Here is a 15,457-nt window from a genome sequence, read left to right on the forward strand (position 1 = left end):
ACCATGGGCGCATACATTGTTATGTCGTTCTTCTGTGCTCAGTTCCTATCTGCATTTGCTCAGTCAAACATCGGTACGATGCTAGCGTTGTATGGCGCAGAAGGCTTAAAAGCGATGAACCTACCAGGTGAAGTGACCATCATCGGTATGATACTTCTAACCGCGTCTGTAAACCTACTTATTGGTTCGGCATCGGCAAAATGGGCTTTAATTGGTCCAATCTTAGTGCCAATGCTAATGGCGGTTGGTATCTCGCCTGAGCTGTCTCAAGCGGCTTACCGTGTGGGTGACTCTGTATCGAACATCATTTCGCCTCTAATGGTATTTTTCCCTCTTGTAGTGGTTTACTGTCAGCGTTATGTGAAGTCGGCTGGTATCGGTACGCTTGCGTCACTAATGATGCCATTCTCGATCGCAATGCTGATCGGTTGGTCTATCTTCCTAGTTGCTTATTGGATGGTAGGTATCCCGCTAGGCATTCAAGCTCCTTACACTTACACAATGTAAAAACGTGTAGGGTGTGAAAGCCGCTAATTGGCAGCCGAAAAGCGCAGGTCTTCGATCTGCGCTTTTTTGTTCTCGCACAACGAACATCGATAGGTCTTGTAACTAGGTTTTTTGGGGTTGCAGACTTTGTCCCGTGATGTGTTGCTGTAGTGAAACCGAAGTTGGTGATAAAATTCCCGACTTCAATCGTTTTTTGTTTCTTTGGAGCCTCCTTTGTCTAACCATCCGTTTACCCCTCAAGATGAATTGTTTATGCGCAGAGCGATGGTGCTTGCCGAGCAAGCAGAAGCTGAGGGGGAAGTACCTGTCGGCGCAGTGCTTGTCAAAGATGGTGAAATTATCGCTGAGGGGTGGAATCGCTCTATTGGTACTAATGACGCTACCGCACATGCTGAGATCCAAACACTGCGTAAAGCAGGCCAAAAGCTAGAAAATTACCGCCTTCTGGATACGACGTTATATGTAACACTTGAGCCATGCCCAATGTGTGCCGGAGCCTTATTGCATAGCCGCGTTAAGCGGGTTGTTTTTGGAGCGCCAGATTTAAAAGCTGGAGCAGCAGGAACAGTGCTTAATTTGTTTGAAAGCCAAGCCGCTTACCATTACGCCTTAGTTGAAAAGGGGCTGCTAGAAGATGAGTGCCGCACTCAGCTACAAGCGTTTTTTAAGCGCCGCCGAAAGGAAATTAAAGCGAAGAAGCAAGCACAAAAAGCATTAGAAAATGGAGAGAGCGAACAAGGTAGTGGGAGTAGTGAGGGCTAGCAAACACCTACAACGTGGTAGATGTTTGCTTGGACGCACTAGTGATTGACTAAATGTACAAAAACACGATTACGTGAACTTACTTTCTTTTTCATACATGTCAGTTTACGTTTACGTCGGATAGCAGCTACTGTGTTATTTAAACGCTTTGACTGCACTCTACGTCTTCTCATATTCAAACCTCCTGCAGACAAGACTTATACCAGTAAAGCGCGGCTCATCGATGCTTGGCAATAGGCTCGATAATCGCACTAAACATTGTATGGTTTAAACGTTCTTCATTTGACTTCTGCATTGCACAGAGCCAGCAAACAATTTCAATACGATGCTTAATAATAGGAGTGACGTTATTTCGGCAGAGTGTAGCCGAAAGTGCCGCTTCATCAAGTGAGCTAAACCATGTGGTTGTAAAGTAATCTGTTACAAAGCAATCAGTTTTACTAACGATGAAGAAAAGGCGACCAACCAAAGGAATGGTTGAGTGTGGTTGGTGTCACTCAGAATATTGGATTCTAGATAAGTTTTCGTTAGGACTCAATAAAAATGACGAGCTTCATAGGCTCGTCATTTTTTAGTTTACCGCGGGTTTATTCTTCAATGCTTTCTTGTTCGGTATCTTCTTCAACCGTGACGTCAGAAGCGCCAGAGACTTGTTCTACGACGGTCTCTACTGCGCCCGATATCAAAATGGCGGGGTTGAGCGGCGGAATCACTTGCAAGTCATCGCTATTCTCATCAATCGCTGGCTGTTGGCTGACATGACCAATGATGGATTGGTAGTAACGTCGAATATTTTCTACGTAATTACGCGCTTCATCGCCTCTGGCATACCCATAGCGAGTTTGACTGTAATAGCGCTTCTGACGTAGTAAAGGCAGCCTGTCTTTTACATCCGCCCAAGCGTTCGGATCGCCACCTTGTGCTTTGGTGAGTCGTCGTGCGTCCATCATGTGGCCGTAACCAATATTGTATGAAGCTAACGCAAACCATATTTTTTCATGCTCGTTGATGCTATCAGGCACGCGACTTACAATACGACGTAAGTACTCGACACCACCACGAACAGATTGCTCAGGGTCTAAACGGTTTGTTACCCCGACGCTTTTCGCTGTTGGCAGAGTCAGCATCATCATCCCTCTTACACCTGTTGGCGATTTTGCCGCTGGCTTCCAGTGTGATTCTTGATACGCCAATGCTGCAATTAAGCGCCAGTCGAACTCTTCGCTGTACTTTTGGAATAAAGGTGCCCACTTAGGCAATTTGTCATCCAGAGCTCGAATGAATGCGCGAGTATCAACGTAGTCAAATGCTTCAATATGACCAATGTACTTCTCTTCGAGAGTGGACAGTTCTCCTGATTGTTTAATGTTACCGAAAAACTCTATCAGCATCGCATACAAACTTTCGTCCTCAGAGCGTCGAGTAAACCACGATACTGGTTGATCTTCTGTAAGTTCAAACGCGAGCGCAAGGTCGGGATAAAGGCGCTGAGCTAGGGAAAGTTCCACCGAATCAGTCACAGTAAAACGTAACTCACCCGTCGATACGTATTTGAGTAAGTCTCTCGTGTCAGCATCACCAACAATTTCAAACTGAAGTTCTGGATACTGCTTCTTTAACGCTGTTAGGGTCGGAACATATTGCGATTGTTCAACGATCTTTAATGTTTGAGCGCCTGCATTTGTATCTTCGTCGGACTCGTCGTCTTTCGAGGCTTGGTATTCAATGAGTTGTTCGATATCTCGTGGTCGAAGTTGCCCTTTTTTATATACCACTTGTTGGCTTACATAATAATAGGCCGGGCCTGGTCTAAATCGTTTGACTGCTTGTGACGTTTGATTTAAACCCGTAGCGATGATATCGATATCTCCTTTCTTAAGAGCAGGAAAAAGCTCAGCCTGGCGAAAGGCTGGTTTAATCTCGAGTTTGACGCCGAGCTGCTCCGCAAACTGACGCGCCAATTCGTAATCCAACCCTGCGGGACCATCGGGACCTATGTAGTAGGAAAGCTGATTGTTTAGCGTGCCAACACGAAGCACACCACGTTCTTGAATTTTTTCAAATTCACTTTTGGGCTCCGACTCAATCTGGCAAGCTGAGAGCAAAAGAACAGAAACTAAAATTAGAGCACTGCGCTTGAGCCGGTTGAAGTGACTTATTTGCATTAATAGGTACATCTTGGAAAATTTCTATTTGCCTTTATATCAAAGCGAGCTCATGGGGCAAAGTGAATCACACACTTATAACGTGACATTGTGTGTTTTATCGACATTTTAGTTGTAATTCAAATTTGACAAAAAAAATGACGCAAACGGTTGCTTTTGGTGTTACATCACAAAAACAATTACTATATAATGCGCTCGCAATGACGAGGTGGAATCGGCATAGGTTCGACAGGGCTTATTTTAAGTGTCTGAATTTATTCCAATATCACCTTAATCAATTGCATAAGAGACCTAAGCACATGAGAATTTTGCGTGGCTCCCCAGCTCTTTCTGAGTTTCGTGTTAATAAACTACTGGAACTTTGTCGTGAACAAGATCTGCCTGTAACTGGCATTTATGCCGAGTTTATGCACTTTGCCGATCTAAAGTCAGACCTTGATGACCAAGAGTTAGAAAAACTTGAAAAGTTACTAACTTACGGCCCAACCATCGAAGAGCATGAGCCTGAAGGTCTTCTACTTCTTGTCACGCCTCGTCCTGGCACTATCTCGCCTTGGTCTTCTAAATCTACCGATATCGCTGTTAACTGTGGTCTGGATAAAGTGAAACGTCTAGAGCGTGGTACGGCTTATTATGTCGAGTCTTCAGTTGTTCTATCAGAAGCTCAAGCTGACGCTGTTAAAGCGTTAATTCACGACCGCATGATGGAAACAGTATTCACAGAATTTGAAGCCGCATCAGCATTATTTACTGTTGCAGAGCCTAAGCCTGTCGCACATGTTGATATCTTAGCTGGCGGTCGTCTTGCGCTTGAAGAGGCAAACGTTTCCCTTGGCTTGGCACTCGCAGAAGATGAAATTGATTACTTGGTAGAGAACTTTACTAAGCTTGGGCGTAACCCAAACGACATTGAATTGATGATGTTTGCTCAGGCGAACTCAGAGCATTGTCGCCACAAAATTTTTAACGCAGATTGGACAATCGACGGGGTAGATCAACCTAAGTCTTTGTTCAAAATGATCAAAAACACTTTTGAAACGACACCTGACTATGTGCTGTCTGCATACAAAGACAACGCAGCCGTTATGACAGGTTCTAAAGCGGGGCGTTTCTTCCCTGACCCTAAATCTCGTCAATACACGTACCACCATGAAGATACGCACATCTTGATGAAGGTAGAAACGCACAACCACCCAACGGCAATCTCTCCGTGGCCGGGCGCATCGACTGGCTCAGGCGGTGAAATCCGTGACGAAGGCGCGACGGGTATCGGCGGTAAGCCAAAAGCGGGTCTGGTTGGTTTTACAACCTCTAACTTACGTATTCCTGGTTTTGAACAGCCATGGGAAACCGACTTCGGCAAGCCGGGTCGTATTGTGAATGCGTTAGACATCATGCTTGAAGGCCCTCTAGGCGGCGCGGCATTCAACAACGAATTTGGTCGTCCAAATCTATTGGGTTACTTCCGTACTTACGAAGAAAAAGTCACTTCTCATGCGGGTGAAGAAATTCGTGGTTACCACAAACCAATCATGATTGCTGGTGGAATGGGTAACATCCGCGATGAACACGTACAGAAGAAAGAGATCCCTGTGGGTGCGAGCCTAATCGTACTTGGTGGTCCGGCAATGAACATCGGTCTTGGTGGTGGTGCGGCATCTTCCATGGCATCTGGTCAGTCAGCAGAAGATCTGGACTTCGCTTCAGTACAGCGTGAAAACCCAGAGATGGAACGTCGCTGTCAGGAAGTGATCGACCGTTGTTGGCAGTTAGGCGACGACAACCCAATCGCATTTATCCACGATGTGGGTGCAGGCGGTATCTCTAACGCATTGCCTGAACTTGTCGACGACGGTGAGCGTGGCGGTAAGTTCCAATTACGCGATGTACCAAACGATGAGCCGGGCATGAGCCCACTGGAAATCTGGTGTAACGAATCACAGGAACGTTACGTTCTAGCGGTAGCGCCAGAAAACATGGAAGCATTCGACGCCATCTGTAAGCGTGAACGCGCACCGTATGCAGTGGTGGGTGTGGCGACAGAAGAGCGTCATCTAACGCTAGAAGATTCTCACTTCGACAATACGCCAATCGATATGCCAATGGATATCCTGCTTGGTAAGCCACCGAAGATGCACCGTGACGCAACCACACTAAAAGTGGAAAGCCCTGCCATTGTTCGTGATGGTATTGAGCTTAATGAAGCGGTGGATCGCGTACTTCGTCTTCCTGCTGTTGCAGAAAAAACATTCCTAATTACTATCGGTGACCGAACAGTAACGGGTCTGGTTGCTCGTGATCAAATGGTTGGCCCTTGGCAGGTACCAGTAGCAAACTGCGCAGTAACAGCGGCAAGCTACGACACTTACCATGGCGAAGCAATGTCGATGGGTGAGCGCACGCCAGTGGCATTACTAGACTTTGGAGCATCGGCTCGCCTAGCCGTTGGTGAGTCACTAACGAACATTGCGGCAACAGACATCGGTGATATTAAACACATTAAACTGTCTGCGAACTGGATGTCTCCAGCGGGTCACCCAGGTGAAGATGCGGGTCTTTACGAAGCAGTGAAAGCGGTTGGTGAAGAATTGTGTCCTGCTTTAGGTTTGACTATCCCAGTTGGTAAAGACTCCATGTCGATGAAAACCAAGTGGGAAGAAAACGGCGAGAGCAAAGAAGTCACATCTCCACTGTCGCTAGTTATCACGGCATTTGGTCGTGTGGAAGACGTACGTAAGACCGTGACTCCACAACTACGCACTGACAAAGGAAATACTTCTCTAGTTTTTGTTGACTTGGGTAACGGCAAAAACCGCTTAGGTGCGACAGCATTGGCACAAGTATACAAACAGCTGGGTGACAAACCTGCTGACGTAGATAATGCAGAGCAGCTAAAAGGCTTCTTTGATGCAATGCAAGCGTTAGTACGTGATGACAAGTTAGTGGCCTACCACGATAAAGGCGACGGCGGTCTGTTTGTTACACTGGCTGAGATGGCGTTCGCGGGTCACTGTGGCGTAAAAGCGAACATCGCAGAGCTGGGTGACGATGCGCTAGCCGTTCTATTTAACGAAGAGCTAGGTGCGGTTGTTCAAGTTAAGAATGATGATCTAGATTCAGTTCTATCTACTCTGGCGGCAAACGGGTTAGAGGCATGCTCACATGTGATTGGTTCTGTTGAAGCTTCAGACGACTTTGTTATCACTTCTGGTGATGCAGTTGTGCTTGAACGTTCACGTACCGAACTACGCGTTATCTGGGCTGAAACAACGCATAAGATGCAAGGTCTACGTGATAACCCAGCGTGTGCAGACCAAGAGCACGAAGCTAAGAAAGACAACTCTGACCCTGGTCTAAACGTTAAGCTCAGCTTCGACGTAAATGAAGACGTAGCAGCACCGTACATTGCGAAAGGTGCTAAACCTAAGATGGCAATTCTACGTGAGCAGGGCGTTAACTCCCACGTCGAAATGGCAGCAGCGTTTGACCGAGCTGGTTTTGAAGCAACCGACATCCATATGAGCGATATCCTAACAGGCCAAGCGGTACTGGATGAATACCATGGCCTAGTAGCTTGTGGTGGCTTCTCTTACGGCGACGTATTAGGTGCGGGTGAAGGTTGGGCTAAGTCTATCCTGTTTAACGCACAAGCTCGTGAACAATTCCAAGCCTTCTTCAACCGTGAAGAGACGTTCTCTTTAGGTGTATGTAACGGTTGCCAGATGCTATCAAACCTGAAAGAGCTGATCCCAGGTGCAGACTTGTGGCCACGTTTTGTGCGCAACGAATCTGAGCGTTTTGAAGCGCGCTTTAGTCTAGTTGAAGTTCAGAAATCTGACTCTGTATTCTTCGACGGAATGGCTGGTTCGCGCATGCCAATCGCGGTTTCCCACGGTGAAGGGCGTGTAGAAGTACGTGATGCAGAGCACCTAGCAGCGATTGAAGCATCAGGTACGGTTGCGATTCGTTACGTGGATAACCTCGGTAACCCAACACAACAATACCCGAACAACCCGAATGGTTCGCCAAACGCGATTACTGGTTTAACAACAGCAGACGGTCGCGTAACTATCATGATGCCTCACCCAGAGCGCGTATTCCGCACAGTTGCAAATTCTTGGGCTCCGGAAGGTTGGGGTGAAAATGGCGCTTGGATGCGTATGTTCCAAAATGCCCGTAAGAATATTGGTTAATTAACCAAAAGTTAATCTAGCTTAAGTAAAGCGTTGGTTGAGAGACCAGCGCTTTCTTTTTTCTTATCACTCTTTTTTCTTCGTCGCTCTTTCTAGTGACTTGGCGAAACGTTGCTTTGTTCTGCCTCTTCTTTGTCATCTATTATCTAGCGTAAAAAACTTGCAGCGTTTAGATTACTTTTATGCTCTAATACCGCGCTTACCAAGGGATGGTGTTAAACAGCTCAGCTTAGATGGAGTTATCAAGTTGACCGAATCCCTGATTGATCCCTAAATCCCTTAGGAAATGAAAGAAATGTCTAAGAATCCAAAATTTGCTATCCGCGTCACTGAAAAACGTAACGGCTGGAGCGCAGAAATCACTCGCCAAGTGACATCTCGTAAGACTGTAGTATCAAAGCGTGAAACAGGCTTTGACAGCGAAGAGAAAGCACAAGCTTGGGCTGAACAAGAACTGGCTGGATTTATCCAAAACCAAGTGGTTCGTAACGAGCGTAAAGCAGCGCAACGTCAAGAGCGCGAAGCAGAACAACTAGCGGCAAAAGTTCGTAAAGAAGAAGCCCGCAAAGCACGTGAAACCGAAGTAGACACTGACGAAGAATAAGTTTAAATCGGTGAGATGGTGACGTTACCCATCAAACAAATAGTGAAAATGCCCTGAGTTTTGTCTCAGGGCATTTTTTATTTATATCGGCTAAAAACAATCCGACGATACGGACAAGCTAAACGTGCCGTCTTCAGGGGCTGCAAATTGTTTATTGCCAGGAAGAAGGTGAGGGTTATTAGCATAAGTGCGATGTGTCGATTTGACCTTTGCAGAATGTCTTTCCGGTAAATCAAAGTGTTGTAAGCCGTCAGATAGATCGTTTGCTTCACCGTAGTCGAAATGTGTTGCGACGTCTTTGGGCTGCTTGGCGTAACGACAGTGATCCGGCTTACCATCTTCGTGCCAAGTTAAAGAGTTAGTTTTTGCATCTAGATTCAGGTTATTTGCTGTTGGCTGTGCGTAAAAATCTTCTGAAACTTGGTGCTTGCTTTGTTCTTGTAAGTAGTCTGCAATGTTCTCAGAAGCTTGCGCTAGGCTACCTACAGGGAAGAAGCAAATCAGAAGAAGCCGTGTTTTTAGATTGTTCATAATGTGTATGCAAGCAAAAGGAAATGATAATACTGATAAATAAAACGGCGTGCAATTATGGCCATTGGATACGATATAACAGGGCAGTTAATGTCTGCCCTGCATCTTTTAGGTATGGTTAGTATTGATAAGTGAGGTGCAGTTTGACTTCGCGACCAGGCGAAGGCACGCCATTAGATAGGTATGCTTCGTAGTAACGATCGGTTAAGTTTTTCACAACCGCGCCAACGCTCAAGCCTTCGACTTGTTGTATTTCCCAAACCACGTAAGCGTTTTGTAGCGTGTATTGCTCACTTGGCGATTTCACTTTTAAATTATTACCGCTTGCCTTGGTTTTGGTTTGCGCATCATACCAACGGACTTCCCAGCCCGTACGTAAACCAGGAATCCATTCGTAACCCAAACCCAGATTAATGTTTAATGGCGGTACATCAGGATGATCATCATCTGAACCTGTAGAGTCAGATAGGCTACCTTTGTTTTTGCCGCGAATGTAACTTGCTGAGAAATTACTGTAGAAATCTTCAATCCGGTATTGTGAAATTAGCTCAAAGCCATAGTTTTTAAAGCCATCTAGGTTTGTATTCCAGCTTTGTAACTCAGTAGTATTTTTGTCGAGGTTTTCGCCCGTTCGTATATCAACTGTGTCGCTAACATCGTTATAGAACATAGTTAACTCTGTTGCGAGGTTATCGCGAGAGTTCACCAGCCCTTCCGTTAAGTTGATAACGCTTGCTTGATAAGCATGGATACGAGACACGTCCAGATTCAAAGCAGTAGCCGTAGCGGTAGCTCGCGCATATTGCACTGAGTAGATGTTATCAACGGTTGGTGCTTTTAAAGCGTAGGCGTAGGAGGCGTTTAAACGCGTATTATTGCTCGCATCAAAGTCGATATCCAAACGTGGGCTAAAGCCTTTATGCGTCGTTTCACCGTAGTTATGTCCGGCAGCTGGATCATTATAATCCGGCGCTGCGTTCCCTTTTCCTTCACTCTTGATGTATTCGTAACGCAGAGAAGGTGTGATTGTTAGGCGGTCTGTTGCTTGATAGTGATCAGCAATGTAAGCGGCATAAATTGACTGCGTGCCAGATGGTTCGTAGTAAGGGGTGTACCAACCGTAGTTTTTCGCTTCATTACTGTCGTATGATGCGTTGAATACCAACGAGTCTCTATCGGTTTTTTGATATTGAAGCCCAGTGACTAGAGTGTGGTCTCCGAATTGCGCTTGGTTAAACACATCAACGTAGTCACGCTCGTAACTCAGCCATGACTCATGACCGTAACTGCCAACAGAAACGAACATTTTCTCGAATGCTACGTCAGGGCGAACCCAATGACGATCGTTTTCGGAACGTGCCATTTTGATATTGAAATCAATATACGGGTTAGTCGGCATGTAGTGGTAAGAGATGGTTGTGGTGTTGTCCGTGTATTTGTTATCGACGGTGTAAGCGTATTGGGCTTTTTCTAATGAGCCGTATTTCTTGATATTGTATTCGGTGATGTTAGGCATTTTTCCGCGGCGGTTAGCCCAAGGTTTACGACCTTCATCTTTGTAGCGAGTATGGCTAATTTCAAACTCGTGATCGTTATTTTCATAACCGACCTTTACGAGCATGTTTTCTTGCTCATAACCTGAGTAATCTAGCGTTTCACCACCTCCGACTTTAATGTCATCAGAATCTTTTACCGAGCCATTCGCTAGAAAATAAAAACCAGTATCGTTTTTACCATAGAGTGTTAGTGTGTAGGCGTTCTCATCGCCGTTGGTGTTGTATGCACTTGAGATGCGAGCACCAAAGTTTCTTTCGCCGTACAGGAGATCATCGACACTTTTGGTTTTAATGCGAATGGAGCCACCAAACTTCCCGTTGAGTGCTCGATAGTCGTGCGCGCCCTTGATAATTTCTGCTTCGCCAATTAAGAACGGATCAAAAAAGAAGGTACCGTAGCGGTATTGTTGAAAGCCAATTGGAGCGCCATCGACAAAGACGGCGATATCGCTTGGATCATCAAAACCACGAATGTTAATACGTTCGCCACCAGAACGACCGCCACCATCTATTGATGCACCGGGAACGGCATCGATCATTGAGGCAAAATTAGAGTACTGTTGCTCTTCAATCTCTGACCAATTAATGGTGGTTTGCGCAGGCTCAGCAATGGTAATAGGTTTGGCATAACGAACGCCTATGACTTCAAGCTCTTCATTTGGCGCTGTCTCGGCATATGAATAAAGAGGGAAGAGCAAAGCCAGTGAAATGAGATTTACTTTGAATGGATGACTTTTTAATCTTTTCATATTGATGATTTATAGTGTTTTTATGAAGCTGGGATTATAAGAACATTATTACGATTAATAAATGATAATGAGATTAATTATCAGATGTGTTTTTGCGACGGATTGTAAAGTTTTTTATCCATTCGTGGAAACTACGATAAGTATCGTTAGCGTACATAAAACAAAAAGCCCAGCATCATGGACGCTGAGCTTATTGGCTTTAAACAAGATAGTGCGAGCACTGTTGCTCCTTTTGAGCTAATCAGGCGCCTACTTAGTAGGAATTACTGAGTTTCTAACGGTATCTGTCCGGTGGTCAGCGGCTCGGCATCGAATTCAGTGAGGCCTTCAATATAGCTTTCGACTGCTTGCTCTAAAGCATTATCACCTTGGTTAAAATAGGCAAGGTGGAAAATTGCATCGCCTTCGTTCACCAACGGTAATGTTTGTTGACCGATAACCAAACCACGCTTCGGGGCTTTTAGTTCTATCTCATCATGACCAAGAGGAGAGCTAATATAAGCGAGCGTTTCACCCTGTTCTACTTTGTCTCCCAGATTAACGACAGTACGCAAAATGCCGTTACCTGACGCGCGAACCCAGCTGGTGGACTTCGCTATGATAGGCTCAGGCAGCTTTTTCCTGCTCGCTCGCAACATACCAATGGCTTGCATTACGCGCCGAACCCCGAGCACACCAGCGCTGATCGAAAGTGGATCAAAACGCAATGCTTCGCCAGCCTCGTAGGTGAGCACTGGAATATCACATTTTTCTGCTTCACTGCGTAAAGAGCCATCACGCAATGCTGAATCAACAATCACTGGCGTCGAAAATGCTTGAGCAATACGTAGAGTTTCTGGGTTGCTTAAGTTTGCGCGAATCTGTGGCAAGTTCGTGCGATGAATTGCCCCTGTGTGTAGATCCAAAATGTAGTCACAACGCTTGGCAATGTTGTTAAAGAACCCGTGTGCCATACGAGATGCAAGTGCGCCTTTTTCACTGCCAGGAAAGCAACGGTTGAGATCTCGTCGGTCGGGCAAGTAACGAGATTTATGGATGAAACCAAAAACGTTAACGATAGGTACTGCAATGACAGTGCCTTTCAGTTTTTGTGGATCCAGTTGGTTAATGATCTGACGAACGATTTCTACGCCATTAAGCTCATCACCATGGATAGCAGCATTCACCATTAACACTGGTCCTTCTTGTTTCCCATGGATGATTTCCACAGGAATAGATAAAGGCGAATGTGTATATAGCTTCGCTGCTTCAAATTCGATCTCTAATCGTTGTCCTGGTTGTATTTGATGTCCTAAGAGCTCAAACACTTTGCTTTTTTTACTTCTGGCCATAAACCATCTCTGTCAAATGCGTCATCAGCAATGTAACAATTGCTGCAAAATCGCACTAATCATTCTCATTAAGGACACGACAAATTACTTTAATCGTCATGCGTGAAATTTTGGTATGTGTGAAGTTTTTGTTTTCAATATGATCTTTTCTATCAGTTTAATACATAACAAGACATAGAGAAGAGTGCGCAATAATAGCCTTAAAAAATGTGACTGTATTAAAAATAATACTGTTCATGGAGGACAAAAAAACGGACTTTTAACCCTACTTTTTATCCGATAATATCCGCGCCGAATTTGAGGTTTCACACTTTCTAACTAGAGGTTTTGATGAAAAAGGCAATTGCTAAAATTGGTGCATTGACTGCGGTAGCAGTTTCACTTTCAGGTTGCGTAGGTAGTAATGCCGTGACAGGTTATGTTATGGGGTTTAACTTGAAAGCTGTTGACAACCGTTACGCTCGAGGTGGTCTAAATATGCTTTTAGCGCCTGTTTATGGTGTCGCGATCGCAGCGGATTATATCGTGTTTAACTCTCTAGAATTTTGGACGGGTAAGAACCCGTTAAATGGTAAGCCACATATCTTCGATACAAAGGTAGATACTTACATTGATGTCAATCACCAGTTAGATAAGTCGTTAACGACTGCACCAATCGCACCATTAGCGGATAACCGTGTCATTGAGCAGGGGCGAATGCAGCAAATCGATGAGAACACCGTTCAAATGGATATTACTTACAGTAACGGTGAAAAGGCGACACTCATGGGTGTACGCGATGGTGAGTTTGTTACTTACTACATTGATGGTGAAGTTGCTGCACAAACCTCAATGGATGAGTTAGCCGCTTACGCGCAAAACCGTGTGTAGTTGGGTTCAACTAAACCAAAAAAAGGGTGCCGTATGGCACCCTTTGTCGTTTTTCGTGATTGAATTATGCTTTCTCTGGAATCGCTTCTAAAAGCGCGACCATCTGTTCCCAGTACAACTGAACAGTATCAATCTTCACTTTCTCATCTGGAGAGTGAGGGAATTTTATTGTTGGACCGAAAGAAACCATATCCATGTGTGGGTATGGTTCTTTAAATAGGCCACACTCAAGACCAGCATGGATGACCATGATGTTCGGCTTATGACCGTAAATGCCTTCATACATATCACGGAAAATTGCCATGATCTCGGAATCTGCATCTGGCTTCCAGCCAGGGTAAGCGCCTGAGAACTGAATTTGTGCGCCTGCTAGCTCAGTAATCGAGCGCAGCATGCTTTCCACTTGGCTACGGCCAGAGTCAATGAGAGAACGAATCAAGCAAAGCACGGTGACTTTATTTTCTTCTGTGCTGATCACACCAACGTTTAGAGAAGTTTCAACAACGCCTTCCACCTCATCACTCATACGGATTACGCCGTTTGGACAAGCGTTAAGTGCCGCAATGAATCGTTGCTGATCGGCGATTGAAAATACTTGGGCGTCAGTCGTGATCACTTCATTAAAGGTTACGATACCTGTTTCGATTTTACCCAATTCAGTTTTAAGCAGCTCAGTGTAGTGGTTGAACAGCTCAGCAAGCTTGTCTTGGTTTTCGACAGGAAGCGCGACAGTAACAAACGCTTCGCGAGGGATTGCATTACGTAAGCTACCACCACGGAATTCGACTAAACGTAAATCAAGCTCTTGAGCATGACCGGCAAGGAAACGACCAAGTAATTTGTTGGCATTACCGCGACCTGTGTGAATGTCACAACCTGAGTGACCACCTTTTAGGCCTTTCAGCGTCAGTTGGCGTGTTACAAAACCTGCAGGCGTTGATTCTCGAGAAATATCGAAAGTCATGGTGCCATCAACGCCACCTGCACAACCCATGTAGACTTCGCCTTCTTGCTCAGAGTCTGTATTTAGAAGAATCTCACCCTCTAACCAACCAGCTTCAAGGCCAAATGCGCCAGTCATGCCTGCTTCTTCATCAATCGTCAGCAGAACTTCGAGTGGACCGTGCTTAATATCTTTAGATGCCAATACAGCAAGGCAAGAAGCCATACCAATACCGTTATCTGCACCAAGCGTCGTGCCTTTCGCAGTTACCCATTCGCCATCGATGTAAGGTTGGATTGGATCTTTGGTGAAGTCGTGTTCAGTGTCTTCGTTTTTCTGCGGCACCATGTCGATGTGTGCTTGAAGTACAACAGCCTTCTTATTTTCCATTCCTGGTGTCGCGGGCTTTTTGATGAACACGTTACCGGTTGGATCACGGCGAACGTCAAAGCCTTGCTCTGTTGCCCAGTTGATAATGTACTGTGCTAATGCTTCTTCATGTTTCGATGGATGAGGGATTGAACAAATCTTATCGAAAAACTGCCAAAGTGGAGCAGGTGATAAGGTACTGATCTCAGAATGGAACTCAGACACGGAGGACTCCTTTTGATGTGCTTTGCCAAATATATACCGTAAAAATATTGTCAAGGTAGCATTAAATGCTAGACGATTTGGCCTTCAAATTGCCGTTAGCATACCACCAGATAAGGAGTACGAGTAGTCGCGATCACAAGGATTTCTCTCAGAACTGTCACAGTTTGTGAATACAATAACAAGCACTATGTGTTCTCTATCATACATTCTGAAAGTGGCTTTATTTTTTAATTCATAAAATTGTAATTTAATTACACATAAACTTTGATAAAGGTCAATTTATACATTTTTTGTGATTTCAATCACTAAAATGCTTGTAATTAAATTTCTTGGTGGTATATTTGTAACCAGCTTCTGAGAGAAGAATGAAATGCTCAAAGGATGAGTCCGTTTTATCGCCTCCAAGGAACCGAGAAATCAACGAATGTTTAATTGATTTAAAAGGTGATAGTTATGAAAGGTTTACCAAGTACAATGTTCTGGAATAGCAAGTCTGTTTACACCGGTAACTTTGTATACCCAACAAGCTTTGGCTACTAAGTGAAGTCAACGCATGTGACTCGAACAGTTTGTTCACCCCTATAAATTGGAATTTTTTTTCAGTGATAGTGCTGACATGATTCACCGCCACCCAAATTGGGTGGCGTTTTTT

10 protein-coding genes are annotated in these 15,457 nt (G+C 44.9%); 5 read left to right on the forward strand and 5 right to left on the reverse strand.

Annotated elements, in window-relative coordinates; genetic code table 11:
• On the forward strand, positions 1-507 hold a 507-nt coding region (locus R7E42_RS22775), incomplete at its 5' end, for an AbgT family transporter (protein ID WP_318073019.1).
• A 252-nt stretch (positions 508-759) separates the two neighbouring features.
• Complete coding sequence (gene tadA / locus R7E42_RS22780; RefSeq protein WP_064376798.1) at positions 760-1,269, forward strand: tRNA adenosine(34) deaminase TadA; 510 nt, start codon at positions 760-762, stop codon at positions 1,267-1,269.
• 587 nt (positions 1,270-1,856) lie between these two features.
• On the opposite strand, the gene mltF is transcribed toward tadA, so the two are convergent.
• Complete coding sequence (gene mltF, locus R7E42_RS22785) at positions 1,857-3,434, reverse strand: membrane-bound lytic murein transglycosylase MltF (RefSeq protein WP_248487403.1); 1,578 nt, start codon at positions 3,432-3,434, stop codon at positions 1,857-1,859.
• A 299-nt stretch (positions 3,435-3,733) separates the two neighbouring features.
• Here mltF and purL point away from each other — a divergent pair, with 299 nt between their 5' ends.
• Together purL and R7E42_RS22795 are read left to right on the forward strand one after the other, a co-directional pair.
• Positions 3,734-7,627: a phosphoribosylformylglycinamidine synthase gene (purL, locus tag R7E42_RS22790; RefSeq protein ID WP_318070987.1), complete on the forward strand. Its 3,894-nt coding sequence runs from the start codon at positions 3,734-3,736 to the stop codon at positions 7,625-7,627.
• Between the two features lie 295 nt (positions 7,628-7,922).
• A complete protein-coding gene (locus tag R7E42_RS22795; protein WP_025998700.1) occupies positions 7,923-8,231 on the forward strand; it encodes a DUF3622 domain-containing protein in 309 nt (102 codons plus the stop codon).
• Positions 8,232-8,321: 90 nt separating this feature from the next.
• Here the strand turns inward: R7E42_RS22795 and R7E42_RS22800 are convergent, their stop codons facing one another.
• The 3 genes from R7E42_RS22800 to R7E42_RS22810 all read right to left on the reverse strand — a co-directional run bounded on the left by R7E42_RS22800 (position 8,322) and on the right by R7E42_RS22810 (position 12,398).
• Complete coding sequence (locus tag R7E42_RS22800) at positions 8,322-8,762, reverse strand: hypothetical protein (RefSeq protein ID WP_005381599.1); 441 nt, start codon at positions 8,760-8,762, stop codon at positions 8,322-8,324.
• Between the two features lie 118 nt (positions 8,763-8,880).
• The gene (locus R7E42_RS22805) at positions 8,881-11,067 is read right to left on the reverse strand and encodes a TonB-dependent receptor domain-containing protein (RefSeq protein ID WP_053306531.1); all 2,187 of its coding nucleotides are present in this window, start codon (positions 11,065-11,067) and stop codon (positions 8,881-8,883) included.
• 263 nt (positions 11,068-11,330) lie between these two features.
• The gene (locus R7E42_RS22810; RefSeq protein ID WP_042521202.1) at positions 11,331-12,398 is read right to left on the reverse strand and encodes a succinylglutamate desuccinylase/aspartoacylase family protein; all 1,068 of its coding nucleotides are present in this window, start codon (positions 12,396-12,398) and stop codon (positions 11,331-11,333) included.
• A gap of 330 nt (positions 12,399-12,728) precedes the next feature.
• Between R7E42_RS22810 and R7E42_RS22815 the strand changes: the two genes are divergently transcribed.
• The gene (locus R7E42_RS22815) at positions 12,729-13,268 is read left to right on the forward strand and encodes a DUF3332 domain-containing protein (RefSeq protein ID WP_005381596.1); all 540 of its coding nucleotides are present in this window, start codon (positions 12,729-12,731) and stop codon (positions 13,266-13,268) included.
• 64 nt (positions 13,269-13,332) lie between these two features.
• Here R7E42_RS22815 and R7E42_RS22820 read toward each other — a convergent pair whose 3' ends face one another.
• Entirely contained in the window at positions 13,333-14,805 is a 1,473-nt protein-coding gene (locus R7E42_RS22820; RefSeq protein WP_053350265.1) for an aminoacyl-histidine dipeptidase, read from the reverse strand.
• Positions 14,806-15,457: the final 652 nt, after the last annotated feature.

The organism is Vibrio sp. Vb1337 (assembly GCF_033338715.1).
Lineage (GTDB): Bacteria > Pseudomonadota > Gammaproteobacteria > Enterobacterales > Vibrionaceae > Vibrio > Vibrio alginolyticus.

Excerpts from the sequence above, each read along its gene's own strand:
- tadA (WP_064376798.1), top strand. The coding sequence starts at position 760 with ATGCGCAGAGCGATGGTGCTTGCCGAGCAAGCAGAAGCTGAGGGGGAA.
- mltF (WP_248487403.1), bottom strand. The coding sequence starts at position 3,434 with ATGCAAATAAGTCACTTCAACCGGCTCAAGCGCAGTGCTCTAATTTTA.
- purL (WP_318070987.1), top strand. The coding sequence starts at position 3,734 with ATGAGAATTTTGCGTGGCTCCCCAGCTCTTTCTGAGTTTCGTGTTAAT.
- R7E42_RS22795 (WP_025998700.1), top strand. The coding sequence starts at position 7,923 with ATGTCTAAGAATCCAAAATTTGCTATCCGCGTCACTGAAAAACGTAAC.
- R7E42_RS22800 (WP_005381599.1), bottom strand. The coding sequence starts at position 8,762 with ATGAACAATCTAAAAACACGGCTTCTTCTGATTTGCTTCTTCCCTGTA.
- R7E42_RS22805 (WP_053306531.1), bottom strand. The coding sequence starts at position 11,067 with ATGAAAAGATTAAAAAGTCATCCATTCAAAGTAAATCTCATTTCACTG.
- R7E42_RS22810 (WP_042521202.1), bottom strand. The coding sequence starts at position 12,398 with ATGGCCAGAAGTAAAAAAAGCAAAGTGTTTGAGCTCTTAGGACATCAA.
- R7E42_RS22815 (WP_005381596.1), top strand. The coding sequence starts at position 12,729 with ATGAAAAAGGCAATTGCTAAAATTGGTGCATTGACTGCGGTAGCAGTT.